The 24,556-nt window shown below is 65.8% G+C and carries 26 protein-coding genes; 13 read left to right on the plus strand and 13 right to left on the minus strand.

The genetic code is table 11. The features are described 5' to 3' along the window. Nucleotides 1-3: 3 nt before the first annotated feature. From RZE79_RS14440 to lexA, 3 genes are all read right to left on the minus strand, one after another. A complete protein-coding gene (locus tag RZE79_RS14440) occupies nt 4-1,011 on the minus strand; it encodes a D-2-hydroxyacid dehydrogenase family protein (protein WP_101493041.1) in 1,008 nt (335 codons plus the stop codon). A 167-nt stretch (nt 1,012-1,178) separates the two neighbouring features. Beyond that, nucleotides 1,179-1,562 carry a hypothetical protein gene (locus tag RZE79_RS14445; RefSeq protein ID WP_319360941.1) on the minus strand — a complete coding sequence of 128 codons (384 nt, stop codon included), beginning with the start codon at nt 1,560-1,562 and terminating at the stop codon, nt 1,179-1,181. 144 nt (nt 1,563-1,706) lie between these two features. Beyond that, nucleotides 1,707-2,390 carry a transcriptional repressor LexA gene (lexA, locus tag RZE79_RS14450; RefSeq protein WP_153284414.1) on the minus strand — a complete coding sequence of 228 codons (684 nt, stop codon included), beginning with the start codon at nt 2,388-2,390 and terminating at the stop codon, nt 1,707-1,709. Between the two features lie 73 nt (nt 2,391-2,463). Between lexA and RZE79_RS14455 the strand changes: the two genes are divergently transcribed. Beyond that, the gene (locus RZE79_RS14455) at nt 2,464-3,450 is read left to right on the plus strand and encodes an asparaginase (protein ID WP_319360942.1); all 987 of its coding nucleotides are present in this window, start codon (nt 2,464-2,466) and stop codon (nt 3,448-3,450) included. A gap of 33 nt (nt 3,451-3,483) precedes the next feature. On the opposite strand, the gene adk is transcribed toward RZE79_RS14455, so the two are convergent. The 6 genes from adk to RZE79_RS14485 form a co-directional block, all read right to left on the minus strand. Then, entirely contained in the window at nt 3,484-4,140 is a 657-nt protein-coding gene (gene adk / locus RZE79_RS14460; RefSeq protein ID WP_319360943.1) for an adenylate kinase, read from the minus strand. 135 nt (nt 4,141-4,275) lie between these two features. Then, nucleotides 4,276-5,049 (minus strand): 3-deoxy-manno-octulosonate cytidylyltransferase, encoded by a 774-nt coding sequence (kdsB, locus tag RZE79_RS14465; protein ID WP_319360944.1) that lies wholly within the window; start codon nt 5,047-5,049, stop codon nt 4,276-4,278. After that, nucleotides 5,046-5,228 carry a Trm112 family protein gene (locus RZE79_RS14470; protein ID WP_013541700.1) on the minus strand — a complete coding sequence of 61 codons (183 nt, stop codon included), beginning with the start codon at nt 5,226-5,228 and terminating at the stop codon, nt 5,046-5,048. Before RZE79_RS14470 ends, kdsB begins: the two co-directional genes overlap by 4 nt. Further along, nucleotides 5,209-6,204 (minus strand): tetraacyldisaccharide 4'-kinase, encoded by a 996-nt coding sequence (lpxK, locus tag RZE79_RS14475; protein ID WP_319360945.1) that lies wholly within the window; start codon nt 6,202-6,204, stop codon nt 5,209-5,211. The genes RZE79_RS14470 and lpxK overlap by 20 nt, the downstream gene beginning before the upstream one ends. After that, nucleotides 6,205-6,630: a biopolymer transporter ExbD gene (locus RZE79_RS14480; protein WP_153284409.1), complete on the minus strand. Its 426-nt coding sequence runs from the start codon at nt 6,628-6,630 to the stop codon at nt 6,205-6,207. A 14-nt stretch (nt 6,631-6,644) separates the two neighbouring features. Next, complete coding sequence (locus RZE79_RS14485; protein ID WP_070060550.1) at nt 6,645-7,277, minus strand: MotA/TolQ/ExbB proton channel family protein; 633 nt, start codon at nt 7,275-7,277, stop codon at nt 6,645-6,647. Nucleotides 7,278-7,589: 312 nt separating this feature from the next. Here RZE79_RS14485 and xseA point away from each other — a divergent pair, with 312 nt between their 5' ends. Next, nucleotides 7,590-8,918, plus strand: coding sequence for an exodeoxyribonuclease VII large subunit (xseA, locus tag RZE79_RS14490; protein WP_319360946.1), 1,329 nt, complete (start codon nt 7,590-7,592; stop codon nt 8,916-8,918). Nucleotides 8,919-8,957: 39 nt separating this feature from the next. Then, nucleotides 8,958-9,539, plus strand: a complete 582-nt coding sequence (locus RZE79_RS14495; RefSeq protein ID WP_319360947.1) for a Fe-Mn family superoxide dismutase — start codon at nt 8,958-8,960, stop codon at nt 9,537-9,539. A 67-nt stretch (nt 9,540-9,606) separates the two neighbouring features. On the opposite strand, the gene RZE79_RS14500 is transcribed toward RZE79_RS14495, so the two are convergent. From RZE79_RS14500 to RZE79_RS14510, 3 genes are all read right to left on the minus strand, one after another. After that, the gene (locus RZE79_RS14500; RefSeq protein WP_319360948.1) at nt 9,607-10,077 is read right to left on the minus strand and encodes a DUF192 domain-containing protein; all 471 of its coding nucleotides are present in this window, start codon (nt 10,075-10,077) and stop codon (nt 9,607-9,609) included. A gap of 91 nt (nt 10,078-10,168) precedes the next feature. Beyond that, nucleotides 10,169-10,357, minus strand: a complete 189-nt coding sequence (locus RZE79_RS14505; protein WP_101493099.1) for a hypothetical protein — start codon at nt 10,355-10,357, stop codon at nt 10,169-10,171. A gap of 152 nt (nt 10,358-10,509) precedes the next feature. Beyond that, nucleotides 10,510-10,848: a cell envelope biogenesis protein TolA gene (locus tag RZE79_RS14510; protein WP_153284408.1), complete on the minus strand. Its 339-nt coding sequence runs from the start codon at nt 10,846-10,848 to the stop codon at nt 10,510-10,512. A gap of 219 nt (nt 10,849-11,067) precedes the next feature. On the opposite strand from RZE79_RS14510, the gene icd reads away from it, so the two are divergent. The 10 genes from icd to RZE79_RS14560 all read left to right on the plus strand — a co-directional run bounded on the left by icd (nt 11,068) and on the right by RZE79_RS14560 (nt 24,043). Then, a complete protein-coding gene (icd, locus tag RZE79_RS14515) occupies nt 11,068-12,327 on the plus strand; it encodes an NADP-dependent isocitrate dehydrogenase (protein WP_153284407.1) in 1,260 nt (419 codons plus the stop codon). 360 nt (nt 12,328-12,687) lie between these two features. Beyond that, nucleotides 12,688-15,516, plus strand: coding sequence for a type VI secretion system baseplate subunit TssG (gene tssG, locus RZE79_RS14520; protein ID WP_319360949.1), 2,829 nt, complete (start codon nt 12,688-12,690; stop codon nt 15,514-15,516). Between the two features lie 23 nt (nt 15,517-15,539). Continuing rightward, nucleotides 15,540-16,583, plus strand: coding sequence for a type VI secretion system ImpA family N-terminal domain-containing protein (locus RZE79_RS14525; protein ID WP_319360950.1), 1,044 nt, complete (start codon nt 15,540-15,542; stop codon nt 16,581-16,583). Further along, nucleotides 16,580-17,170, plus strand: coding sequence for a hypothetical protein (locus tag RZE79_RS14530; protein ID WP_319360951.1), 591 nt, complete (start codon nt 16,580-16,582; stop codon nt 17,168-17,170). Before RZE79_RS14525 ends, RZE79_RS14530 begins: the two co-directional genes overlap by 4 nt. A gap of 141 nt (nt 17,171-17,311) precedes the next feature. Continuing rightward, nucleotides 17,312-17,671: an ATP-dependent Clp protease adapter ClpS gene (gene clpS / locus RZE79_RS14535; RefSeq protein WP_124460748.1), complete on the plus strand. Its 360-nt coding sequence runs from the start codon at nt 17,312-17,314 to the stop codon at nt 17,669-17,671. A 67-nt stretch (nt 17,672-17,738) separates the two neighbouring features. Then, complete coding sequence (clpA, locus tag RZE79_RS14540) at nt 17,739-20,060, plus strand: ATP-dependent Clp protease ATP-binding subunit ClpA (protein ID WP_153284392.1); 2,322 nt, start codon at nt 17,739-17,741, stop codon at nt 20,058-20,060. Between the two features lie 100 nt (nt 20,061-20,160). Then, nucleotides 20,161-21,609 carry a cardiolipin synthase gene (cls, locus tag RZE79_RS14545; protein ID WP_319360952.1) on the plus strand — a complete coding sequence of 483 codons (1,449 nt, stop codon included), beginning with the start codon at nt 20,161-20,163 and terminating at the stop codon, nt 21,607-21,609. Next, nucleotides 21,610-23,049, plus strand: coding sequence for an exodeoxyribonuclease I (gene sbcB, locus RZE79_RS14550; RefSeq protein ID WP_319360953.1), 1,440 nt, complete (start codon nt 21,610-21,612; stop codon nt 23,047-23,049). It abuts the gene before it with no gap. Between the two features lie 18 nt (nt 23,050-23,067). Continuing rightward, nucleotides 23,068-23,505 (plus strand): DUF3574 domain-containing protein, encoded by a 438-nt coding sequence (locus RZE79_RS14555; protein WP_319360954.1) that lies wholly within the window; start codon nt 23,068-23,070, stop codon nt 23,503-23,505. After that, a complete protein-coding gene (locus RZE79_RS14560; protein WP_319360955.1) occupies nt 23,492-24,043 on the plus strand; it encodes a GNAT family N-acetyltransferase in 552 nt (183 codons plus the stop codon). The genes RZE79_RS14555 and RZE79_RS14560 overlap by 14 nt, the downstream gene beginning before the upstream one ends. On the opposite strand, the gene RZE79_RS14565 is transcribed toward RZE79_RS14560, so the two are convergent. Beyond that, entirely contained in the window at nt 24,040-24,549 is a 510-nt protein-coding gene (locus tag RZE79_RS14565; RefSeq protein WP_319360956.1) for a GNAT family N-acetyltransferase, read from the minus strand. The genes RZE79_RS14560 and RZE79_RS14565 overlap by 4 nt on opposite strands. Nucleotides 24,550-24,556 lie beyond the last annotated feature (7 nt).

Raw genomic sequence — 24,556 nt, forward strand, 5'->3', positions numbered from 1 at the left:
CGTTCACCGCCGGACCTGCAGCGCGCCGGGGTTCACGATGTTCGTGGGGTTGCCCTTGATGAAGCTCACGACGTTGTCGAACGCCTGGCCGAAGTAGCTCTCGTAGCTTTCCTGCTCGACATAGCCGATGTGCGGCGTGCAGATGCAGTTTTCGAGGCGCAGCAGCGCATGGCCCTGCAGCGGCGGTTCGCTCTCGAACACGTCGATGGCCGCCAACCCGGGGCGTCCACGGTTGAGTGCGGCCAGCAGGGCATCGGCCTCGACCAGTTCGGCGCGCGACGTGTTGACGAACAGCGCCGTCGGCTTCATGCGGGAGAGGTCTTCGAGCTTGATGAGGCCCTGGGTGTCCTCGTTGAGCCGCAGATGCACCGACAGCACGTCGGCCGCGGCAAAGAATTCGTGGCGGTTCTGTGCCACCTGGAAGCCGTCGGAACGCGCCTTGGCGCAGCTGGCCTCGCGGCCCCAGATCACGACCTGCATGCCGAAGGCCTGCCCGTAGCGCGCCACCAGCTGGCCGATGCGCCCGTAGCCCCAGATGCACAGCGTCTTGCCCTTGAGCACCGAGCCCATGCCGAAATTCGGCGGCATCGAGGCCGACTTGAGGCCCGACTGCTGCCAGGCCCCGTGCTTGAGGTTGCTGATGTACTGCGGCAGGCGACGCATGGCCGCCATGATCAGCGCCCAGGTGAGCTCGGCAGGTGCCTGCGGCGAACCCGAGCCTTCGGCCACCGCCACGCCGCGCTCGGTGCAGGCCGTGACGTCGATGTGGCCGCCGACGCGGCCGGTCTGGGAAATCAGCTTGAGCTTGGGCAGCTTCTCGATCAGTTGGCGGGATATCTGGCTGCGCTCGCGGATGAGCACGATGACGTCCGCATCCTTGAGGCGAACCGACAGTTGGCCGATGCCCTTGACCGTGTTGGTGTAGACCTTGGCGGCATAGGCGTCCAGTTTGGCGGCGCACTGCAGCTTGCGCACGGCGTCCTGGTAATCGTCGAGGATCACAATGTTCATGGCATGCCATTGTGCCTCGCAGCATTGGCAGGTCGCACGTGTGAACGTTTGGATACCCGGTGCCCGATGGCGCCCGGGAGGCTTGTTTCAGGCCGTTGTCGGTGAATCCGCCGTGCTCATGGGGTGTGCGCAGGTCGCGCAGGCACAGCGGGTTCGTTCGCACTTTCTCAGTGCAGGTGGCTGGGGCGGTGCGTGCCGCTCCCGGTTTCCGCGGCTTCCAGTGCCGCGAGCCGCTCGAGCTCGGCGCACACGTCGGCCATGCGGCCGGAAATCACGACCCGGTTGGCGCAGCCGCGCTGCGTGCCTTGGCGGTCGACCACGCGGACCACACGCAGCGGGCGGGCGGGTGTGGCTGCAGTGGATGGCGATGTTGCTGGCGCAGGGCTGCCCGCGGTGCGTGCCGTGCAGGCCGGGCGGATGGCCACGTAGCGCAAACCAGCGGCAGCGTCGCTGCTGTCACCGCGTGACGGGCGGCGGGCGGGCATCCAGCGGGTGGCCAGCGATTGCAGGGGCGACCAAAGGTCGGCGATGGCAAGGAGGGCGATTCCCATGTGAACTCCAAAAAAGTATGAGGTTGAACACAGGCAGGATTTCTTGAATCGGCCGCAACAGGGTGATGGCGACTTCGCGCCATACGCCCGCCACCTGTCGCGGCCGGATGAGGTGCTGCTGCGTGTGGGCAGCAAGCCCAGGACCTACATCAGCATGGTGTTGCGGATGAGGCCGACCGCGAGGCCTTCGATTTCGAAGGGCTCGCCGGGTTGGACGAAGATGGTCGGGTAGTCGGGGTTCTCGGCGTGCAGCTCGATCACCTGCTTGTTGCGCTTGAGGCGCTTCACGGTGACTTCTTCGCCGAGACGGGCCACCACGATCTGGCCGTTGCGCGCTTCCTTGGTGGCCTGCACGGCGAGCAGGTCGCCGTCCATGATGCCGGCGTCGCGCATCGACATGCCGCGCACCTTGAGCAGGTAGTCGGGCTGGCGCTGGAACAGCGTGTTCTCGACGTAATAGGTCTGGTCGACATGCTCTTGCGCAAGGATGGGCGAACCCGCCGCCACGCGACCGATGAGCGGCAGCGCGAGCTGGGCCATGCCGGGCAGCGAGAGCGAGAACTGGTTGCCTTCGCGGTGGCGCGTTTCGTGGAGCGAACGCAGCGCATCGCCCTTGAGGCGGATGCCGCGCGAGGTGCCGCTGACGAGTTCGATGACACCCTTGCGGGCCAGGGCCTGCAGGTGCTCTTCGGCGGCATTGGCCGACTTGAAGCCCAGCTCATTGGCGATTTCGGCGCGCGTCGGCGGCGCACCGGTGCGTGCGATGGCGGCCTGGATCAGGTCCAGGATCTGCTGCTGGCGGGCGGTAAGCTTCACTGCGAACTGCATAGTGGTTTCCTTGCGGCACTGGCTAGATATCCAGTACCTGTATTTTTAACCAGTTTTCAAAAGTTGACAAGCCATGACTCATTCCTCTTTGTCCGAGACGCGCCGCGTGGTGGTGCTGGGCACCGGCGGCACCATTGCCGGCAAGGCCGCCACCAGCGGCGACAACATCGGCTATACAGCGGGGCAGGTGGGTGTGGCGGACCTGCTGGGCGGCATCGAGGCGCCGGCCGACGTGACGCTGGTCGCGGAGCAGGTGGCGCAGCTCGACAGCAAGGACATGGACGCCGACACCTGGCGCCAACTGGCCGCGCGCTGCGCACACTGGCTGGCGCAGCCTGACTTGGCGGGCATCGTGGTCACGCACGGCACCGACACGCTGGAGGAAACCGCCTTCTTCCTGCACGCCGTGCTGGCGCCGGCCAAGCCCGTCGTGCTGACCTGCGCGATGCGTCCGGCAACGGCCCTGTCGCCGGATGGTCCGCAGAACGTGCGCGACGCGCTCGTGGTGGCTTCGACACGGGGCGCGCAGGGCGTGACAGTGGTGTGCGCGGGCACGATCCACAGCGGCCTCGATGTGCAGAAGGTGCACACCTATCGCCTCGATGCCTTCGCGTCGGGCGATGCGGGGCCGGTCGGCTATGTGGAAGAGGGCGAGGTGCGGCGTGTTCGCGCGTGGCCGCAGGGAGCGTCGCTCGACGCTTCAAGGTTGGAGGCGGTGTCGAAACCGTGGCCCCGCGTCGAGATCGTCGTGAGCCACGCGGGCGCAAGCGGTGCGATCGTCGAGGCGCTCCTGCTTCCGTCGGTTGAACCCTTGCGCGGGCTGGTCGTGGCAGCAACCGGCAACGGCACGGTGCACCACGCCCTGGAAGCCGCGGCGCTGAAGGCGCAAGCCGCCGGCGCCGCGGTGCTGCGCGCCACGCGCTGCGCGAACGGACGCATCCTGCCGAAACCCGGTGACGGGCTGCGGGATGCAGGCGCACTCACGCCGGTGAAGGCGCGGGTCGCGCTGGTGCTGGAACTCTTGGGAGTGGCCGCCCTGCCAGAGTCGGAAGGCGGATAGGAGAGCGGCTGACGGGGCAGCCGCTGCTGAAAATCAGCTGTTCAGTGCGGCCAGGGCGCGCTGCGTGATCTCGTCGACCGTGCCCACGCCCTGGATGGCGCGGTACTTCGGCGCGGCGGCCGGATCGGCCTTGGCCCAGGTCGAGTAGTACTCGACCAGCGGACGGGTCTGCTGGCTATACACGTCGAGCCGCTTGCGCACGGTCTCTTCCTTGTCGTCTTCGCGCTGGATCAGCTCTTCACCGGTCACGTCGTCCTTGCCTTCCACCTTCGGCGGATTGAACTTGACGTGGTAGGTGCGGCCCGATGCCGGGTGCGAGCGGCGACCGCTCATGCGTTCGATGATGTCGCCGAAGGGCACGTCAATCTCGAGCACGTAGTCGAGCTTGACGCCGGCTGCCTTCATGGCATCGGCCTGCGGAATGGTGCGCGGGAAGCCGTCGAACAGGAAGCCGTCGTTGCAGTCGGGCTGCGCGATGCGTTCCTTCACGAGGTTGATGATCAGGTCGTCGCTGACCAGTGCACCCGAGTCCATGATCGCCTTGGCCTGCAGCCCGAGGGGGGTGCCGGCCTTGACGGCGGCGCGCAACATGTCGCCGGTCGAGATTTGGGGAATGCCGTATTTCTGGCAGATGAAGGTCGCTTGCGTGCCTTTGCCTGCTCCGGGCGCGCCCAGCAAAATAAGTCTCATGGTGTCCTCGGAAGGTTCTTAGATTTTGTGTCGCGCCCCATGCGCACCCTCAGGCGCGCCGAGGCGGAATTGCGTCGAGGATAGCATGCGTGCCCGTGACAAATTGCCGCCGTTCCCCTCGGGGCGGCGGGCAGTTCACGCAGGCAAGCCGGCCGCGAAGACCGCGCGCACGCGCGCCAGGTCTTCGGGCGTGTCGATCCCGGGGCCCGGTGCCACGTCGCTGACATGCACCGCGATGCGGTGTCCGTGCCACAGCGCGCGCAGCTGCTCGAGCGCTTCGGTGGCTTCGACAGGCGCAGGCGACAGCAACGGAAATTGCCGCACGAAGCCCGCGCGATAGCCGTAGATGCCGATGTGGCGCAGCGGTGCGGGGCTGGGCAGCACCGAGGGTGCCGCTCCACCTGAAGAGCCGTCGCGCCACCAGGGGATCGGGGCGCGGCTGAAGTAGAGCGCATGGCCTTGTGCGTCGAGCACGGCCTTCACGACGTTCGGGTTCATGAAGTCGGCCAGCGAATCGATCGCATGGACGGCGGTGCTCATCGCGGCATGCGGGCGCGCGGCCAGCGTGGCGGCAACGGCATCGATCAGCGCGGGGTCGATCAGCGGTTCGTCGCCCTGCACGTTGACGACGATCGCGTCGCCGTCGAGCCCGAGCTGTTCGCAGGCTTCGGCCAGCCGGTCGGTGCCGCTGGCGTGGTCCTGGCGGGTCAGCAGGGCTTCGACGCCGTGCGCCTTGCAGGCCTCGATGATGGAGGCGTCGTCACCGGCCACCACCACGCGAAGGGCGCCGGACTGGCGGGCGCGTTGTGCCACGCGCACGACCATCGGCAGGCCGGCGATGTCGGCCAGGGGTTTGTTGGGAAGTCGCGTCGAAGCCAGCCGGGCCGGCACCAGAACGGTGAAGCTCACAGGCCCAGCTCTTCGTCGGACAGCGTGCGGGCCTCGTTTTCGAGCAGCACCGGGATGCCGTCGCGCACCGGGTAGGCCAGCCGCGCGCTGCGCGAGCAGAGTTCCTGCTTCTCGGCGTTCCAGGTCAGCGGGCCCTTGGTGACGGGGCAGACGAGCAGTTCAAGCAGCTTGGTATCCATCGACCGATGATAGCTTTGCGTCGAGGGCCGCGAAGAACGCTGGCGAGGGCTCGAAGTGCAGCGGCACGGCGAGCGCGTCGGGTGCCTGGTGCCAGAGCTTGACGGCGTCTTTTTCGGTGCAGATGAGGGGCAGCGCGGGGCCCGCCGGGCGTTGCCAGCCGCTGAAGTCGTGGTGGTCGGGCAGCGCCAAGGTGTCCGCGAGCGTGAGGCCCCGTGCGCGCAGCATCGTGAAGAAGGCTTCCGGCCGCGCGATGGCGGCGAGCGCGATCAAGGGTTGGCCGGCGAGCGTGTCCAGTGGGATGCGACGGCCGTCCTTCGCAAGCGCGTACGGCGCCAGTTCGCGGGTGGCGATGTAGCCACCGGCGAAGGCGGGCCGCTCGCCGCTGTGCAGCAGCAGGTCGCAGCGGCGTGGCCACGGCTCGCGCAAGGGGCCGGCGGGCAACAGCCAGCCGTTGCCGACGCCGCGGTCGTCGAACACGCAGATCTCGATGTCGCGGGCCAGCGCCAGATGCTGCAGGCCGTCGTCGCTGACGATGATCTGGGTGTCCGGATGTCGGACGAGCAGGGCGCGCGCAGCCTCGATGCGCTGCCGGGCCACGAAGACCGGCGCGCCAGTGGCATGGTGGATCAGCGCGGGCTCATCGCCGACGTCCTGCGGATCGCTGTCGCCCAGGACTTCGCGGCAGTCATCGGTGCGGCGGCCATAGCCGCGCGACACCACGCCTACGCGCAGCCCGCGCGCCTGGAGATGCCGCACGACCGCCATCACGACCGGTGTCTTGCCGGCCCCGCCCGCAATCACATTGCCGACCACGATCACGGGAACCGGCACGCGCCCGGTCTTCTGCCAACCCCATCGGTAGAAGGCGCGCCGCAGCGCGAAGAGGGCGCCGTAGACCTGCGACAGCGGCCACAGCACGCAGGCCAGCGCACCGCGGCGCAGCCAGGCATCCTGCAGCCGCGCGCCGGTCGACACTCAGTGACCGGCCTGGGCCGTCGACTGGGCGGCGAAGGTGATCTGCATCAGGCCGGCGCGGCGCGCGGCCTCCATCACCGTCACCACGGCCTGGTGCGGGCTGGCCGCGTCGGCGCTGATGATCACGACGCTGTCCTTGCCGCCGGTGGCGGCGGCGGCGAGCGCGGCGGCGACGGTGTCGACGCTGCGGTCTGCAAGCGGCGATTTGTTGATCACGTAGCGGCCGTCGGCCGACACCGCCACGATCACCTCTTTCGGGTAATCGCGCTGGGCGTCGACGTCCGCCGTCGGCAGTCGCAGCTGCATCTCGGTGAACTTGCTGTAGGTGGTCGACAGCATCAGGAAAATCAGCACGACCAGCAGCACGTCGATGAACGGGATCAGGTTGATCTCCGGCTCGTCGCGCGCGCCATGGCGAAACTGCATGCGGCCCCGCGAGCTCATTTGCGCAGGGCGTTCAGGTGGCGGGCAAAGCGCTCGCCCGAGAGTTCGAGGTTCAGCAGGTACTCGTCGACGCGGCTGCGAAAGTAGCGCCAAAAAATCAGCGTCGGAATGGCCACGATCAGGCCGAAGGCCGTGTTGTACAGCGCGATCGAGATGCCGTGCGCCAGCTGCGCCGGGTTGCCCGAGCCGACGGCACCGCTGCCGGGCGACTGCGAACCGAAGATCTCGATCATGCCGATCACCGTGCCCAGCAGGCCGAGCAGCGGCGCGGCCGAGGCGATGGTGGCCAGCGCCGGCAGGTAGCGCTCCAGCTTGTGCGCCACGGTGCGGCCCGAGGCCTCCATGGCGGCGCGCAGGTCTTCTTCGGTGCAGCGCGGGTTGGCGTTCAGCGCGCGCAGGCCGGCGGCCAGCACCTGGCCGAGCATCGAGTTGCTTTCGAGTTTGGTCACGACATCGGGGCCGGGAACCGCGCCGCGCGACACGGTGATGGTCTCGTCCAGCAGCTTCGGCGGCAGGACCTTGACGGTCTTGAGGCTGGTGAAACGTTCAATGACCAGCGCGAGTGCGATGACCGAACAGGCGAGCAATGGCCAGATTGGCCAGCCCGCGGCAACAATGATGGAAAACAAGAAAATCCTCCGGCCCGTAGACTGCAAATGCGCGGCGATTATCCACCGAGCCACCATCGGCTCGCGGCTTGTTTGTGTGTCGGCAAGGACGCACAGATTCTGTGGATAACTTTGTGATTAACCCGTGGCGCAATGGCTCCGAACCCGCATGGGACGGGCTTTCCGTTAGATCGATTGAATTTTGAGCAGCACTTTTTTCAATGAAATCAACAGCTTGCACGAGAACTCGTGCATCTGTTCCACCATACCCCTCCAAAGTGGGGGGCGCAGCGCCCGTTGTGGAAGAGTGGCGCTCGACGGCGGAGGGGCGCGATGAGCTTCAGGGAGCCGAATGCAGCGCCCGGGCCGCGTGTGTGGGCCGTGGGCGCGCTGTGCCGCGCGGTGGCCGACGCGCTCGACGCGCGCTTCAACCCTGTCTCCGTGCGCGGGGAAATCTCGGGTTTCTCGCGCGCATCGAGCGGTCATTGCTACTTCTCGCTCAAGGACGAGTCCGGCCAGTTGCGCTGCGCGATGTTCCGCCGCGCGGCGAGCCTGCTCGACTTCACGCCGCGTGATGGCGATCAGGTCGAGGTGCGCGGCCGGCTGGCGGTGTACGAACCGCGCGGCGACCTGCAACTGGTGGTCGAGAGCCTGCGGCGCGCGGGACAGGGCGCGCTGTTCGAGCAGTTCCTGCAGCGCAAGGCGCGCCTCGAAGCCGAAGGCCTGTTCGATCCGGCGCGCAAGCGGGCGCTGCCGTCCATGCCGCGTGCCGTGGGCGTCGTCACCTCGCTGGGCGCCGCGGCGCTGCACGACGTCGTGACCGCGTTGCGGCGGCGCGTGCCCCACATCCCCGTGGTGCTGGCCCCGGCGGCGGTGCAGGGCGCCAACGCGCCGGCCGAACTGGTGCGCGCGTTGCAGTCGCTCTACACACTGGAGGCGGCCGTCGACGTGATCCTGCTGGTGCGCGGCGGCGGGTCGATCGAGGACCTCTGGGCCTTCAACGACGAAACGCTGGCGCGCACCATCGTGCAGAGTCCCGTGCCGGTGATCAGCGGCGTGGGACACGAAACCGACTTCACGATCGCCGACTTCTGTGCCGACCTGCGCGCGCCCACGCCCACGGCCGCCGCCGAGCTGGTCAGTGCGCCGCGAGACCTGTGGCTCGGTGCGCTCGATCTGCTCGACGAACGACTCGGCGATGCGCTGGGTGCACGTCTGGACGTACTGGGGCAGCGACTCGATCAAGCGGCGGGGCGTCTCGGCCGGCCGTCCAATCTGGTGGCTCGCCAGCAGCTTCGCCTGGCCCACCATGCACAGCGCCTGCATTTCGCGGTGCTGTCGCGACGGGAGCGCCTGGCGCAGGTGCCGAAATCGATCGCGGCCGACTTCCCTTCGAAATTCGACCGCGCACTGGTGCAGCGGCGCGAGCGCCTGGAGCGCGTGGCGCTGCGCTTTCGGCTGCTCGATCCGGCGCTGGTTCTGCAGCGCGGCTACGCCTGGCTCACCGATGGCGCCGGCCGCGCGCTCATCAGCGCGAAAAAGCTGCATGCCGGCGATGCGGTCGTCGCTCGGCTCGCGGATGGCGAGGTCGACCTGACCGTGACGCATGGAGGGAGCAACAACGGGAACACGTCCGACGCGCCCTCGAAAATTACTTCCTAGAATCCTTCATTCCCCACAACCAACCCACGAGAAAAAACCATGGAACATGTGCTCCCACCCCTGCCGTACGCCATCGACGCACTGGCCCCCGAGTACTCGCAGGAAACCCTCGAGTTCCATCACGGCAAGCACCACAACGCCTACGTGGTGAACCTGAACAACCTGCAAAAGGGCACCGAGTTCGAAGCGATGACGCTCGAAGAGATCATCAAGAAGTCCAGCGGCGGCATCTACAACAACGCCGCGCAGATCTGGAACCACACCTTCTTCTGGAACTGCATGAAGCCGCAAGGCGGCGGCGCACCGACGGGCGCACTGGCCAAGGCCATCGACGCCAAATGGGGCAGCTACGACGCCTTCAAGGAAGCCTTCGTGAAGTCGGCCGTGGGCAACTTCGGTTCGGGCTGGACGTGGCTCGTGAAGAAGGCCGACGGCTCGGTGGACATCGTGAACACCGGCGCCGCCGGCACGCCGCTGACCACCGCCGACACCGCCCTGCTGACGGTGGACGTGTGGGAGCACGCGTACTACATCGACTACCGCAACCTGCGCCCGAAGTTCGTCGAAACCTTCCTGGCCAAACTGGCCAACTGGGACTTCGCAGCCAAGAACTTCGGCTGAAGCCGGCGCTCTCGCCATGAAAAAGCCGACCTGCGGGTCGGCTTTTTTACGGGCGCTGAGTCCAGAGTTAGCGCTTGGCTGTGGAGAACAGATCGCCGCCGAGCTTGGCCCCCTTCTTGATGTTCTTCTTGGCGAACCAGCCTTGGTTCATTTCGAGCACGTAGCGCACCGGTTCTTCGGAGCAATGCGAGTTCTCGGTCATCGGCTGCATGTCGACCAGGTTGACGATGCGGCCATCGTCGGCCACGAAGGCGGCGGTCAGTGGCAACAGCGTGTTGCGCATCCAGAAGCACTGTGTGGCCGGCTGATCGAACACGAAGATCATGCCTTCGGCCTGCGGCATCGTCTTGCGAAACATCAGGCCGATCTCGCGTTCACGGGGCGATTGCGCCACCTGTGCGTCGATCTTGTAGAGGCCGACCGACAACTGCGTGCGTGCCAGATCGGTTTGGGGTTGCGGTTGGATTTGCTGCTGTGCGTGGGCCGGCGCCAGGAAGGACGCGGACACCAGAAGCAGCGCGGCAAGACGCTGGAACATCGGATGACTCTTTCGGGGCCGCCATACACAAGGTCGGCCCGTGACCAATAAAAATGCCCGCTGAAGCGGGCATTGCCGGGAGCTTGAAAGCTTACACCTTCTTGGCGGCGGCCGCGTGGGCCTTGGAGACGTGACGCACCTTGTGCTTCTTGACCGTGTGCTTGGCCTTCGCCTTGTGGACGGCGGGGGCGGCCGGTGCGGCAACTGCGGGTGCGGCGGCTTGCGCAAATGCACCGGCTGCGAAGAGGCCGGCGACCAGGGCTGCGATCAGCTTGTTCATGAGAAATCCTTTGAGATTGTTGATATGGATCACCTCCCTGTGGAAGGCTTCCATTCAACGGACCTCAAGAACCCCGGTTGACAGTGGTCGAGCAAAACTGCGAACGAAAAAAAGCGCTCCTAAGAGCGCTTTTCTTGAGGGGACCGAACAGCTTACTTGGCGCCGGCCATGTCGGGCGTGCCGCCCTGGGTGGCCTTGCGCTTCACGCTGCCGTCCTTGTTGCGACGACGATCGTCGCGGGTCTTGGCGCGCTTTTCGCCAGCAACGCCAGCCTTGTCAGCGCCGAATGCGCCGCCTTCGGGCGTCTTGGCGGTGTCGCCAGCAGCGGGAGCCACTTGGCCAGCGGGCTTGGCTTCCTTCTTGGCTTCAGCGCGAGCTTGCGGCTTGCTGTTGGTCGCGTTGCCTTGTTCGGGCGTGGTACCGGCCGGGTTTTGGGCGTACGCGCCAGCGGCGAACAGGCCAGCGATCATGACTGCGAGAAGTTTGCTCATTGATGATTCCTCTATCGAGAATTGGTTGGAAACGCCTCCCGGCGAGCAGAAGGTCAGCCAGTAACGGGCGCTATCGCCCTACGGTTGACAATTGTCCGCTGATGGGTTGCGTCTAAAATGTACAGCGATTTGTTAGCGCGCTGTACAGCGATTCTCCTCGCTGTCTGAATTCGCAGACAGTCGTTCGAATTACGTCATTTCCCGGAGTCAAGCCCTCTCATGTCCAGCTATCAGCACATCAAAGTCCCGACCGAAGGCCAGAAGATCACGGTCAACGCCGACAATTCGCTCAATGTGCCCGATCAGCCGATCATCCCGTTCATCGAGGGCGATGGCACGGGGCTGGACATCACGCCGGTGATGCTCAAGGTGGTGGACGCCGCAGTGGCCAAGGCCTACAGCGGCAAGAAGAAGATCCACTGGATGGAAGTCTACGCAGGCGAGAAGTCGACCAAGGTCTACGGCCCCGACGTCTGGCTCCCCGAGGAAACCCTGCATGCGGTGCGCGACTACGTGGTCTCCATCAAGGGTCCGCTGACCACGCCCGTCGGCGGCGGCATCCGCTCGCTGAACGTGGCGCTGCGCCAGGAACTCGACCTGTACGTCTGCCTGCGACCCATCCAGTACTTCGAGGGCGTGCCCAGCCCGGTGCGCGAGCCGCACAAGACCAACATGGTCATCTTCCGCGAGAACTCGGAAGACATCTACGCCGGCATCGAATTCGAGGCCGAAAGCGACAAGGCCAAGAAGCTCATCAAGTTCCTGCAGGACGAGATGGGCGTCAAGAAGATCCGCTTCCCGGACACCTCGGGCATCGGCGTCAAGCCGGTCTCGCGCGAAGGCACCGAGCGCCTCGTGCGCAAGGCCTTCCAGTACGCGATCGACAACGACAAGCCCAGCGTGACTCTGGTCCACAAGGGCAACATCATGAAGTTCACCGAAGGTGGCTTCCGTGACTGGGGCTACAACCTGGCCGCCAAGGAATTCGGCGCCGAGTTGATCGACGGCGGTCCGTGGATGAAGTTCAAGAACCCGAGGACGGGCAAGGAGATCACGGTCAAGGACAGCATCGCCGACGCGTTCCTGCAGCAGATCCTGTTGCGCCCCGCCGAGTACAGCGTGATCGCGACACTGAACCTGAATGGTGACTACGTGTCCGACGCACTGGCCGCACAGGTCGGTGGCATCGGCATCGCTCCGGGCGCGAACCTGAGCGACACCGTCGCCATGTTCGAAGCCACCCACGGCACGGCCCCCAAATACGCCGGCAAGGACTATGTGAACCCGGGTTCCGAAATCCTGTCCGCAGAGATGATGCTGCGCCACATGGGCTGGACCGAAGCGGCTGACCTGATCATCAGCTCGATGAAAAAGTCGATCGCCAGCAAGAAGGTCACCTATGACTTCGCGCGTCTCATGGATGGCGCAACGCAAGTGAGCTGCTCCGGTTTCGGTCAGGTCATGATCGACAACATGTGATTGCAACCGCGGACGTTGCGACACGTCAGAAGCCTCTCAAGCCCTCGAGTTTCCGAAAGGACTCGAGGGTTTTTTCTTGCCTGCGGCGGTTTCGATATCGTTGTCGAATGACCTCCTTTGTCTTCTGAACGTAAGGAGCGGCGGGCAAACATCACAGATCAATAGGCGGCCTCTTGCGTTTAACTATTGGTAGAAACTGTGCTGCGATTTGCCCTGCAACGAGCCGCCAGAATCGCGCCCATTCCAAGAAGCATAGGGGCGCGAAGTGGGGAAAAAGAACGCAGAAATCTGCCCGACGACATCGGGCGTTCCAGATGAATCGATCGAACAAGGCGTGTACACCGCACGACAGATCGCGCAATGACGATCTCTCGGCGAGCGCTGTTCGGCAAGCTCAATCTCACCTTGTTTCGCGGCATCGAATCTGCCACTGCATTTGCCAAGTTGCGCGGCAATCCGTACGTTGAACTGACGCACTGGATTCATCAGCTCTGGCAGCTCAACGACAGCGATCTGCACCGCATCTGCCGGCACTACCAGATCGACGCGCAGGTCATCGAGAAAGACTTTGCATCGGCGTTGTCCTGCCTGCCGTCCGGTGCAACGTCGCTGACAGATTTTTCCAGCCACATCGAAGCAGCCATTGAGCGCGCGTGGGTGCTCTCGAGCCTCGAGTTCGGCGCGCATTGCGTGCGTGGTGCCTGGTTGCTTGCTGCGCTGCTTCAAACGCCGGAACTGCGGCGCGTGCTTCTTGGCATCTCATCTGCGTTCCAGCGAATCCCTGCCGATCAGCTGACGGAAGCCGTCAGCGCGATCGTGGCCGGTTCCCCCGAAGGGAGGGAAGGACCGCATGACGGCTCGGGGCTTCCGTCTGCGCTGCCAGGCGAGGCCAGCGCCGCGTTCGCCGATGCGGCGTCGGATGGCAAGTCGGCGTTGCGTCGCTACGGTACGGACCTGACCGAGCGCGCTTCTCAAGGGCAGATCGACCCCGTCATTGGGCGCGGGCACGAGATCCGCACGATGGTGGACATCCTGCTTCGCCGTCGCCAGAACAATCCCTTGCTCACGGGCGATGCGGGCGTTGGCAAGACAGCGGTTGTCGAAGGCTTGGCACTGGCCATCGCCCAAGGCGAAGTTCCTCCTGGCCTGAAGAACTGCCGGCTCTGGAGTCTCGACGTCGGTGCGCTTCTGGCCGGCGCGAGCATGCGGGGGGAATTCGAGTCGCGCCTCAAGGCCTTGTTGGAAGAGGCGAGCAAGTCGGTGCAGCCCGTCATCCTCTTCATCGACGAAGTGCACACGCTGGTCGGCGCGGGCGGGCAATCGGGAACTGGCGACGCAGCCAACCTGCTCAAGCCGGCGCTTGCGCGGGGAACCTTGCGCACCATCGGCGCCACCACCTGGAGCGAGTACAAGCGCCACATCGAAAAGGACCCCGCGCTGACGCGGCGCTTTCAGACGCTGCAGGTGGCAGAGCCCGATGAGATTTCCGCGATCGAGATGGTTCGCGGCCTCGTCGCCACATTTGCCGAGCATCACGGCGTGCTTGTGCTCGACGAAGCCGTGCGTGCCGCAGTGACGCTGTCACATCGCTACATTCCTGCACGCCAGCTGCCCGACAAGGCGATCAGTCTGCTGGACACCGCATGCGCGCGCGTCGCCATGTCACTCCATGCGCCTCCGCCCGAAGTCGATCAATGGCGGCATCGCATCACAGCGCTTCAAGTCGAGCTCGAACTGCTTGGCCAGGAAGGTGTTGTCGTCCAAGGCAGGCACGAAAGAGTGTTGCGCCTCGACATCGCCCAGTCAGAATTCAACGCAGCGCAGCACGCGTTGTCCCAGCATGAGGCGCGGTGGCAGGACGAGCTTGTCTTGGTTCGCACGATCCATGGATTGAGAACAAAGAAGAGGGAGGAGGCGGAAGAGGTGAGCCGCGCCGAGGGCAATGCACCCTCGGCGCAGTTGGCGGCCCTCGAGCTTGAACTTGCCGCGCATCAGAAAGACACGCCGCTGATATTCCCTCAGGTCGACGAAGCGGTGGTTGCTGGCATCGTGGCCGACTGGACCGGGATTCCGGTGGGGCGAATGGTCACCGACGAGGTTGCTGCAGTCGTCGCGCTTCAATCCCGCCTGGAAGCGCGCGTGATCGGCCATCCGCAGCATCCCTCCGTTGGATTGGCCCGACGCCCTCAGCAGGAGTCGTTCCGGCTGGGGCAGGCGGCGGCCTTGACTTTCGCGCCGCGTGAAATCGCCAGCGTGGTGCTGCCCGGCGAGTCGGAGCGCCGGATGTTGGGGGCTTCTCCGACGCGGTCCGGGAACAATCCGGCGCTCCCGATCGTGCGCCTGTACGGCCTCGGCCTTCTCGGGCCCAACGGCCCGCTGCCGCTGCATTTCACCGAACTGGTTCGGGACCGCACCGAAAACCACAACGACAGCACCCTGGCGGACTTCCTCGACCTGTTTCATCACCGCTACCTGACGCACATGTACCGGGCATGGGCGCAAGGGCAGGCCGCCGCCGGGCTCGACCGGCCGGAGGACGAGGCGTTCAGCCGCTACATCGCACGCCTGACAGGCCACGACCCGCTGGAGATCCGTGATTCGGTGCTGCCGTCGCATGCCCGGCTGGCGGCCTCGACCTATCTGGCCCGCGAAGCTCGCAATCCCGATGGGCTGGCGGCCACCCTTGCGCAATTCTTCGCCGTGCCCGTCCAACTGGATGAGTTCGTGCGCCACTGGATCCGGATCGATCCCGAGGACCAGAGCCATCTGGGGCTCGCGCGCAGCTCCAGCATCATGGGCCTCGGAGCCATTGCGGGGGAGGTCGTGGCCGATCGGCAGAACAAGTTCCGGTTGGTGCTCGGCCCGTTGAGCCTGGCGCAGTACCTGCGTTTCACGCCGCAGGGGCAAGACCTGGCGCTGCTCGTCGAATGGGTCCGTGGCTTTGTCGGCTACGAATTCGTCTGGGAGGTGGAGCTGCGCGTGCGCAACGACAGCACGCCGCCTGCGCGGCTCGAGGACACCGAAAAGCTCGGGTGGTCCACGTGGCTTGGCGGCTCCGTGGGCGCGGAGGAGGGGCGCCGGGCCGTCGATGCGCCCCGTTCATCCCCAGGCTACACCGTCGGGATGGTGTTCGAGCCCGAGGCCTACATCGGTTCGTGCCATCACGGCAACGCGACCGTGGCACGTTGATTTTTCCCCTGTGAGAACCTGCCATGACCGCTCCCATTCACACCGACGCCGAGCCAACCGTCTACGCCATGCCTGCCCGCATCGAGGCCGACAACCGGCTGTCGCCCTTCAGTGCCGCAGCCCCCTGCGGCCCGAGCCTCGAATACGACGCGGAATACGCCGTCTTGCTGGCACGCATGGCCCCGCGCGGCGATGCCCAGTACGGGCAGTTCGTTGGAGCCCCCGATGCGCCTAACTGGGCCGAGATCGAACGGGACTGCCGTCGACTGTTGCTGCGGACTCGGGATATCAATCTCTTTGTCTGGCTGTGTCGCGCGCGCACCCGGTTGGCGCAGGCACCAGGACTTGCGCAGTCGTTGGTGCTGCTGGTCGAGGCGCTCAAGACGTGGCCTGACGCGGTGCACCCTCAGTTGATGATCGAAGGCGAACGCGACCCGGCTGTGCGTGCCAATGCGCTTGCAGCGTTGGCCGATCCGGAAGGTCTGTTGAGCGACATACGAGAAGTCGTCGTCGCGGCCAATGCCGCGCGGCACTTGACGGTGCGCGAAGTCGAGCGCGCGTTTGCAATGCCCCGGTCGCCGGACGCCGCCAGTCCCGAGAGCATGACGCAGCAATTGGCAGACCTGGCGGTTGCCGCTTCGGGCGGTGACCAGGCGCCGCTGCGCCTCCTGGCGCAAGCGGGCGAGGCCGCTGCGCAGATCGTCGCGTGGGCCACGCAGCACCTGGGACAGGACGCGCCGCCACTGCACACGCTGGTGCGGTTGCTGGCCCCGTTCCAGCGAACCGGGTCATCGGTGTCACCTGATGTGGTCGCAACAATGCCTGGCCCGCTGCCGCCGTGGCCGGCCACTCCGCCAGTCGGCGAAGGGTTGGTGGCACGCGACGACATCCTGCGCGACATTCGCAAAGCCCGTCGATGGTTCGAAAGCCACGAGCCGAGCAGCCCCGTCGCCGTGCTGCTCAAGCAGGCCGAACGCATGACCGGTCTGCGGTTCTCACAGGTGGCCGATGCCATCCCGCTCGATCTGTTGCGCAAATGGGATGCCGACGAGGAGATCTCGCTGTGACGCTGATCCAGGCCAATTTCCTTGTCGTCTGTTTTTCGGTCGGTGCTGTGGGCGCCTTGCTGGGGCTCTGGGCGTTTTCACACAGGCTCGGCAGGCAACTCGACGCGCAGCGCCGTGCCTTGGATTCGGAGCGCGAACAGACGCGGCAGACAATCTGCGCCGAGTTGGCGCTGCTCGGACAGCAACAGACCGCGCACCAGGAAGCGCAGCGCCTCGCGCTGGCGCACTGGCAGTCTGAGCAAGACGCGCGGCGGCGGGCTGAATGGCAGGGGTTGTGGCCAGCGCCCCCCTCCTTGCCGGCCAGACGAGCAGGGCTGATTGCCCCGCCCGTTGCACCGTTCCCAGCACAGCGGACGCGATCGTCGCCACCCACACCCGCCTTGCACGAGGATTCAGAACCGCAGAAGTCGCCGGTCCCGCTCGTGCTGCCCCCTGTCTCTCACTGGGAGGCAGAGACAGAGACGGCACCCGAGCGCGAACTCACCGACGAAGAAATCGACGCCTTGCCGCCCGATCTACCGGTCGCGACCCGGGTGCCGGGCCGGAAATTGCCGGCGCCCAAGGGCCCCGTGCTGCGCAATCTGTAAAAAAAGACCGGCAATCTGCCGGTTTTTTTACGTCTGTCTTCGTGCTGTCGTACACGACGCATGCCTCTTGATTTGTCGAATAGGCGTCACCAAGTCTGTTGGCGTCGGCACGGTGCTTGCACGCTCTATAGAATCTTTTTCATGGCAACGAGAATTCCCAAAACTCCCAACACCCCACCGGCGCAGAAACCGGCGGGCGACGACGGAGATTCGGTCGTTCTGGAGCGCCGCCCGCAAAAAACGGCACCGCCCCAGATGTACCAGGTCGTCATGCTGAACGACGACTACACGCCGATGGAGTTCGTGATCGTCGTCCTGCAGGAATATTTCAGCAAGGACCGGGAAACGGCGACCCAGATCATGCTCAAGATCCACCTCGATGGCCGCGGTGTTTGTGGGGTCTATTCCCGCGACATGGCGGCCACCAAGGTCAATCAGGTGATGGAGGCGGCGCATCAGGCTGGGCACCCGCTGCAATGCGTCAGCGAACCTGTCGCGTGAACCAGTTGAATTGCACGCGCTCCAACCCATCTGAGAACTTATTTACAGCAAGGCAAAAGGAAATCACATGATTGCCCAGGAACTGGAAGTCAGCTTGCACATGGCCTTCGTCGAGGCCCGGCAGCAACGCCACGAGTTCATCACCGTGGAACATCTGCTGCTCGCTTTGCTGGACAACCCGAGCGCCGCGGAAGTTCTGCGCGCCTGCTCGGCCAACGTCGACGACCTGCGGGCGTCGCTCACCAACTTCATCAAGGACAACACGCCGCAAGTGGCGGGTTCCGACGATGTAGACACCCAGCCGACCCTGGGTTTCCAGCGCGTGATCCAGCGCGCCATCATGCATGTGCAGTCCACCGGCAACGGCAAGAAGGAAGTCACCGGCGCCAATGTGCTGGTCGCGATCTTCGGTGAGAAGGACTCGCACGCCGTGTACTACCTGCACCAGCAGGGCGTCACCCGCTTGGACGTGGTCAATTTCATTGCCCACGGCATCAAGAAGAGCGATCCGCCGGAAGCCGTCAAGGGCAGCGGCGAAGCGCCCCAGGGCGAAGGTGAAGAGGGCGGTGGCGAACGCAACGAGAAGGCCTCGCCGCTCGAGCAGTTCACCCAGAACCTCAACCAGCTCGCCAAGGACGGCAAGATCGATCCGCTGATCGGCCGTGAGTACGAGGTCGAGCGCGTCATCCAGATCCTGTGCCGCCGGCGCAAGAACAATCCGCTGCTCGTGGGCGAGGCCGGCGTGGGCAAGACCGCGATTGCGGAAGGCCTGGCATGGCGCATCACCCAAGGCGACGTGCCCGAGATCCTCGCCGAGGCGCAGGTCTACTCGCTCGACATGGGCGCGCTGCTGGCCGGCACCAAGTACCGCGGTGACTTCGAACAGCGACTGAAGGGCGTGCTCAAGTCGCTCAAGGACAAGCCGAACGCCATCCTGTTCATCGACGAAATCCACACCTTGATCGGTGCGGGTGCAGCCTCGGGCGGCACGCTCGATGCGTCGAACCTGCTCAAGCCGGCGCTCTCCAGCGGCCAGCTCAAGTGCATCGGCGCCACCACCTTCACGGAATACCGCGGCATCTTCGAGAAAGACGCGGCCCTGTCGCGTCGTTTCCAGAAGGTCGACGTGGTCGAGCCGTCGGTGCAGGAAACCGTCGACATCCTCAAGGGCCTGAAGTCGCGCTTCGAGGAACACCATGGCGTGAAGTACGCCGTGGCGGCGCTGCAGGCCGCGGCCGAGCTCAGCGCCAAATACATCAATGACCGTCACCTGCCCGACAAGGCGATCGACGTCATCGACGAGGCCGGCGCCGCCCAGCGCATCCTGCCGCCGAGCAAGCGCAAGAAGACCATCAGCAAGACCGAGGTCGAGGAAATCGTCGCAAAGATCGCGCGCATTCCCCCGGCCAACGTCAGCAACGACGACCGCAGCAAGCTGCAGACGATCGAGCGCGACCTCAAGAGCGTGGTGTTCGGCCAGGACAAGGCACTCGAAGTGCTGGCCTCCGCGGTCAAGATGGCGCGTTCGGGCCTGGGCAAGGGCGACAAGCCGATCGGCTCGTTCCTTTTCTCGGGTCCCACGGGCGTCGGCAAGACCGAAGCGGCGAAGCAGCTGGCCTACATCATGGGCATCGAGCTGATCCGTTTCGACATGTCGGAGTACATGGAGCGTCACGCGGTGAGCCGCCTGATCGGCGCGCCTCCGGGCTACGTCGGATTCGACCAGGGCGGTCTGCTGACCGAGGCTGTCACGAAGAAGCCGCACGCGGTGCTGCTGCTCGACGAAATCGAGAAGGCACACCCGGACATCTTCAACGTGCTGCTGCAGGTCATGGACCATGGCACGCTGACCGACAACAACGGGCGCAAGGCCGACTTCCGCAACGTCATCATCATCATGACGACGAACGCGGGTGCCGAGACCATGAACAAGGCGACCATCGGCTTCACGAACGCGCGGCAGGCCGGCGACGAAATGGGCGACATCAAGCGCCTGTTCACGCCTGAATTCCGCAACCGTCTGGATGCCATCGTCAACTTCAAGGCGCTCGACGAAAACGTCATCCTGCGCGTGGTCGACAAGTTCCTGCTGCAACTGGAAACCCAGCTCAGCGAGAAGAAGGTCGAGGTCACCTTCACCGACAAGCTGCGCAAGCACCTGGCGAAGAAGGGCTTCGATCCGCTGATGGGCGCACGTCCGATGCAGCGCCTGATCCAGGACACGATCCGTCGTGCGCTGGCCGACGAGCTGCTGTTCGGTCGCCTGACCGACGGCGGTCGCCTCGAAGTCGACCTCGACGAGAAGGACGAAGTGCTGCTCGACATCCAGCCGATCCCGAAGAAGGAAGGCAAGTCGAAGCCTGAAGCCGAAGAGGCCGCAACGGGCTGATCGAGCCGCTGTAAGAAACGAAGTCAAAGGCCGGTAGCATTCGCTGCCGGCCTTTTTCTTTGGGCCGGTCGAAAACACTCCGCCTCCACCCGCATTTGCCTTGATCCTCCCCGAACTCAGCCACGAATGGAAAACCGGCCTCTCCCTGGCATGGAGCGGCTACATCGCCGTGCTGTCGGTCTGGATCGTGATGCAGAAGCGCGCGCCGGTGTCCACCATGAGCTGGATCCTGTCGCTCGCGCTGCTGCCGTTCGCGGGCTTCATCGTCTATTACTTCCTGGGACCGCAGCGGCTGCGCAAGCAGCGGGTCAAGCGATTGCGCAGCCGGGCGAGCGCGCATGCGCAGGCCGACCTCGCGCGGTTGCGGGACGCGTCGCAGCATGCGCCGCCGGCGTTGCAGCAGATGGCGCGGCTGGGCACCGCCGCCTGCGGGCTGCCGGTGTCGAGCGCCACGAACGTCGAGTTGCTGTCGGGCGGCGCGCGCACCTTCGACGCCATCTTTGAAGCCGTGCGCGCGGCGCGTGACCACATCCACCTCGAGTACTACATCTTCGAGCCCGACCGCATCGGCACCGCGCTGCGCGACCTGCTGATCGAACGCGCGCAGGCCGGCGTGACGGTGCGTCTTCTGATCGACGCGCTCGGCTCCAAGCGCATCGGCCGCAAGTTCATGGCGCCGATGCTCGCGGCGGGCGTGCAGGTGGCGCTGTTCCACGACACCAAGATCGGCCGGCGCCTGCGCCCCGTGACCAACTACCGCACCCACCGCAAGATCGTGGTGTGCGATGGCCGCGTCGGCTTCACCGGCGGCGTGAACATCACCGACGAGGAAGACAAGCGCACCTACCCCGACGACGCCTACCACGACGTGCACCTGCGCGTCGAAGGCAGCGTGGTGCGCTGGCTGCAGACCACCTTCCTCGAAGACTGGACCTACGCCACCGGCGACGACGTGCGCCGCCTCGACGACACCATGGACCTGCTGCTGCCGCGCGTGGATGCGGGCGACATCCCGGTGCAGATCGTCACGAGCGGGCCCGACAACGCGCTCGAGGCCATCCATCGCATGCATGTCGAGGCGATCCATTCGGCCACGCACCGGGCCTGGCTCACCACGCCGTACTTCGTGCCGGGCGAGCCCGCGCTGATGGCGCTGACCAGCGCGGCGCTGCGCGGTGTCGACGTGCGGCTGCTCGTGCCGCGCCGCAGCGACTCGGCCATCGTGAGCGCCGCGGCGCGTTCGTACTTCGACGAGCTGATCGCGGCGGGCGTCAAGGTCTGGGAGTACAAGGCGCGCATGCTGCACTCCAAGACGCTGGTGGTCGACGACCATTGCGCGATGATCGGTACCGCCAATTTCGACAACCGCAGCTTCCGGCTCAACTTCGAAGTCAGTGCCGTGGTCTACGGACCCGCGCTGACCCAGCCGCTGGCGGCGCAATTCGAGACCGACCTGCACAGTTCCGGCGCCGTGCGCGCCCACCGGCCGCAGAGTTTCTGGCGCCGCCTCGGCGACGCCATCGCGCGACTGTTTTCTCCCTTGCTCTGAATGAACCACACCTTTCTCTGGCACGACTACGAAACCTTTGGCGCCGTGCCGCGCCGCGACCGTCCCTCGCAGTTCGCAGCCATCCGCACCGATGCCGAACTCAACGAGGTCGGCGAGCCGCTGATGATCTACTGCAAGCCCGCGCCGGACTACCTGCCCAGCCCCGAGGCCTGCCTGATCACCGGCATCACGCCGCAGATCTGCCTGGAGCGCGGCATTCCCGAGCACGAGTTCGCGGCGCACATCGAGCAAGCCTTCTCGCAGCCCGGCACCGTCGGCGTGGGCTACAACACGATCCGCTTCGACGACGAGGTCACGCGCTTCCTGTTCTGGCGCAACCTCATCGACCCGTATGCGCGCGAATGGCAGAACGACTGCGGCCGCTGGGACCTGCTCGACGTGGTGCGCCTCACCTACGCGCTGCGCCCCGACGGGATCGAGTGGCCGAAAAAAGAAGACGGCAAGCCCAGCTTCAAGCTCGAAGACCTGGCGCGCGCCAACGGCCTGTTGCACGAGTCGGCGCACGATGCGCTGTCCGACGTGCGCGCCACCATCGCGCTGGCGCGGCTCATCCGCGACAAGCAGCCCAAGCTGTTCGACTTCGCCTTCAGCCTGCACAAGAAAGACCGCGTGGCGATCGAACTCAGCCTGCCCGCCATGCGCGAGACCGCCAAGCCTTTCCTCCACGTGTCGGGCATGTTCCCGGTCGAGCGCGGCTGCCTGGCCGTGATGTGGCCGCTGGCCAGCCATCCGACCAACAAGAACGAGCTGCTGGCCTGGGACCTGTCGCAAGACCCGAGCGAGCTGCGCGACCTCGACGCCGAGACGCTGCGCCTGCGCCTGTTCACACGCACCGCCGACCTGCCCGAGGGCCTGACGCGGCTGCCGATGAAGAGCGTGCACCTGAACAAGTCGCCGATGGTGGTCGGCAACCTGCGCACGCTGGCACCGGCCATGGCCGAGCGCTGGGGCGTCGACATGGACACCGCCATGCGCCACGCCGCCATCGCGCGCGACCTGCCCGACATGAGCGCCATCTGGTCGCAGGTTTTTTCCCGTCCGAAGGAGGCGACGCCCGATGTCGATGAAGACCTCTACGGCGGCTTTGTCGGCAACGGCGACCGCCGTCGGCTGAACCAGCTGCGCGGGCTGTCGCCCGAAGGGCTCGCCAAGGAGCGCGTGGCCTTCGATGACGGGCGACTCGACGAAATCCTCTTCCGCTACCGCGCACGCAATTGGCCTGAGTCGCTGAACGAGGAAGAAACCGAGCGCTGGGAAGCGCTGCGCGTGGCGCGCCTGTTCAAGGGCGAGGGCGGGGCGCGCACCATCGAGGCGCTGTTCAGCGAGGTCGATGCGCTGTCCGAGAACGCCGATGAGCGCGGCGAGGAAATCCTGGGCGCGCTGTACGAGTACGCCGAGATGATCGCGCCCGAGGCCTGAAAGATCGAGGTCCCCGGCATGAGCGTTGCCCACTACACACTGTCTCGCGCAGGCGTGGCGGGCGCGCTGATCGCCGCGACATTGGCGCTGGCAGGCTGCGCCACGAGCCACTCCGGCAACTGCGCCGCAGGCTTCGACGCCTTCGAGCGCGACACCCTCTATTTCGGCCGCGCCATCCCCACGGGCGGCCAGGTGTCCGACGCCGACTGGGCCGATTTTCTCGACACCCGCGTGACCCCGGCCTTTCCGCAAGGCTTCACCGTGATCGACGCCGCCGGCCAATGGCGGGCTGCGTCGGGGCAGGTGGTGCGCGAGCCTTCGAAGCTGGTCGTGCTGCTGCACCCGCGCGATGCCAAGGCTGACGCGGCCATCGCCACGTTGATCGACACCTACCGCCAGCGCTTTGCGCAAGAAGCCGTGTTGCAGGAAAGGCAGTCCGTCTGTGCCCGTTTCTGACATCGTTCCCACCGTTCGCCGATTGATCCCCGCTGATGCGCCGGCCTACCGCGCGCTGATGCTCGACGCCTACGCGCGGCACCCCGAGGCCTTCACCTCCACGGTCGAGGAGCGCGCCAGCCTGCCGCCGGCCTGGTGGGAGGCGCGCCTCCGCACGGACGCCGATGCCGCCGAGGTGGTGTACGGCGCCTTCGATGGCGAGGGCGCGCTCATCGGTGCGGCGGGCCTCGGTCGCGAATCGCGGCAGCGCACACGCCACAAGGCCAGCTTGTTCGGCATGGCCGTGGCACCGACGGCGCGGCGCGTCGGCGCCGGACGGCAACTGGTGCTCGCCTTGCTCGCGCATGCGCGCACGCTCGACGGCGTGCGCGTGGTGCAGCTGACCGTGACGGAAGGCAATCGCCCGGCGCAGGCGCTGTACGAACGCTGCGGCTTCCAGGTCTTCGGCGTCGAGCCGATGGCCACCGTGCTCGATGGCGCGTTCTCGTCGAAGGTCCACATGTGGTGCGACCTCGGCGCGACACCGTCTTCGACTTAGTCGCCGCGCTCGCGCACCATCAGCAGCGCGGGGCCATCGGGCGTGACCACTTCACCCAGCGCGCGGAAGCCGGCCTTGGCATAGCTGCGAATCGCGCGTGCGTTGTGCGGCGACGGATCGGTCTGGATGCGCGTCACGGCCGGGTCGGCGAACAGTTGGTCGGTGAAAGCCTGCACCATCGCGCTGCCGAGCCCGCGATTGAGTTGGTCCGCATGCGCCAGGAACTGGTCGATGCCGCGCGCACCCGGATCTCGCTCGTCTTCCCACCAGCCGTTGCCCGAACCCATCACGACGTACGACTGGATGAAGCCAAGCGGCTGCCCGTCCAGCAGCGCGATATAGCCGCGGTCGGGCGAGTCGGGCGCCAGCATCGGCGTGAAGTCGGCCTCGACCTCGGCGCGCGTGGGCACGGGCGTCCACCACTCGGCCACGTGCGGGCGGCACAGCCATTCGTGGAGCATCGCGAAATCGGAAGCGTGTAGCGGTCGGAACGAGATCGGATGCATGGCGGGC

Origin of the sequence: Variovorax sp. EBFNA2 (assembly GCF_033802765.1) — a bacterium.
In the GTDB taxonomy this organism is placed as follows: Bacteria; Pseudomonadota; Gammaproteobacteria; order Burkholderiales; family Burkholderiaceae_C; genus Variovorax; species Variovorax paradoxus_H.

What these genes read in the sequence shown, in the direction of transcription:
- RZE79_RS14440 (WP_101493041.1), bottom strand. Translation starts at nt 1,011, where the DNA reads ATGAACATTGTGATCCTCGACGATTACCAGGACGCCGTGCGCAAGCTG.
- RZE79_RS14445 (WP_319360941.1), bottom strand. Translation starts at nt 1,562, where the DNA reads ATGGGAATCGCCCTCCTTGCCATCGCCGACCTTTGGTCGCCCCTGCAA.
- lexA (WP_153284414.1), bottom strand. Translation starts at nt 2,390, where the DNA reads ATGCAGTTCGCAGTGAAGCTTACCGCCCGCCAGCAGCAGATCCTGGAC.
- RZE79_RS14455 (WP_319360942.1), top strand. Translation starts at nt 2,464, where the DNA reads ATGACTCATTCCTCTTTGTCCGAGACGCGCCGCGTGGTGGTGCTGGGC.
- adk (WP_319360943.1), bottom strand. Translation starts at nt 4,140, where the DNA reads ATGAGACTTATTTTGCTGGGCGCGCCCGGAGCAGGCAAAGGCACGCAA.
- RZE79_RS14470 (WP_013541700.1), bottom strand. Translation starts at nt 5,228, where the DNA reads ATGGATACCAAGCTGCTTGAACTGCTCGTCTGCCCCGTCACCAAGGGC.
- RZE79_RS14480 (WP_153284409.1), bottom strand. Translation starts at nt 6,630, where the DNA reads ATGCAGTTTCGCCATGGCGCGCGCGACGAGCCGGAGATCAACCTGATC.
- xseA (WP_319360946.1), top strand. Translation starts at nt 7,590, where the DNA reads ATGAGCTTCAGGGAGCCGAATGCAGCGCCCGGGCCGCGTGTGTGGGCC.
- RZE79_RS14495 (WP_319360947.1), top strand. Translation starts at nt 8,958, where the DNA reads ATGGAACATGTGCTCCCACCCCTGCCGTACGCCATCGACGCACTGGCC.
- RZE79_RS14500 (WP_319360948.1), bottom strand. Translation starts at nt 10,077, where the DNA reads ATGTTCCAGCGTCTTGCCGCGCTGCTTCTGGTGTCCGCGTCCTTCCTG.
- RZE79_RS14505 (WP_101493099.1), bottom strand. Translation starts at nt 10,357, where the DNA reads ATGAACAAGCTGATCGCAGCCCTGGTCGCCGGCCTCTTCGCAGCCGGT.
- RZE79_RS14510 (WP_153284408.1), bottom strand. Translation starts at nt 10,848, where the DNA reads ATGAGCAAACTTCTCGCAGTCATGATCGCTGGCCTGTTCGCCGCTGGC.
- icd (WP_153284407.1), top strand. Translation starts at nt 11,068, where the DNA reads ATGTCCAGCTATCAGCACATCAAAGTCCCGACCGAAGGCCAGAAGATC.
- tssG (WP_319360949.1), top strand. Translation starts at nt 12,688, where the DNA reads ATGACGATCTCTCGGCGAGCGCTGTTCGGCAAGCTCAATCTCACCTTG.
- RZE79_RS14525 (WP_319360950.1), top strand. Translation starts at nt 15,540, where the DNA reads ATGACCGCTCCCATTCACACCGACGCCGAGCCAACCGTCTACGCCATG.
- clpS (WP_124460748.1), top strand. Translation starts at nt 17,312, where the DNA reads ATGGCAACGAGAATTCCCAAAACTCCCAACACCCCACCGGCGCAGAAA.
- clpA (WP_153284392.1), top strand. Translation starts at nt 17,739, where the DNA reads ATGATTGCCCAGGAACTGGAAGTCAGCTTGCACATGGCCTTCGTCGAG.
- sbcB (WP_319360953.1), top strand. Translation starts at nt 21,610, where the DNA reads ATGAACCACACCTTTCTCTGGCACGACTACGAAACCTTTGGCGCCGTG.
- RZE79_RS14555 (WP_319360954.1), top strand. Translation starts at nt 23,068, where the DNA reads ATGAGCGTTGCCCACTACACACTGTCTCGCGCAGGCGTGGCGGGCGCG.
- RZE79_RS14565 (WP_319360956.1), bottom strand. Translation starts at nt 24,549, where the DNA reads ATGCATCCGATCTCGTTCCGACCGCTACACGCTTCCGATTTCGCGATG.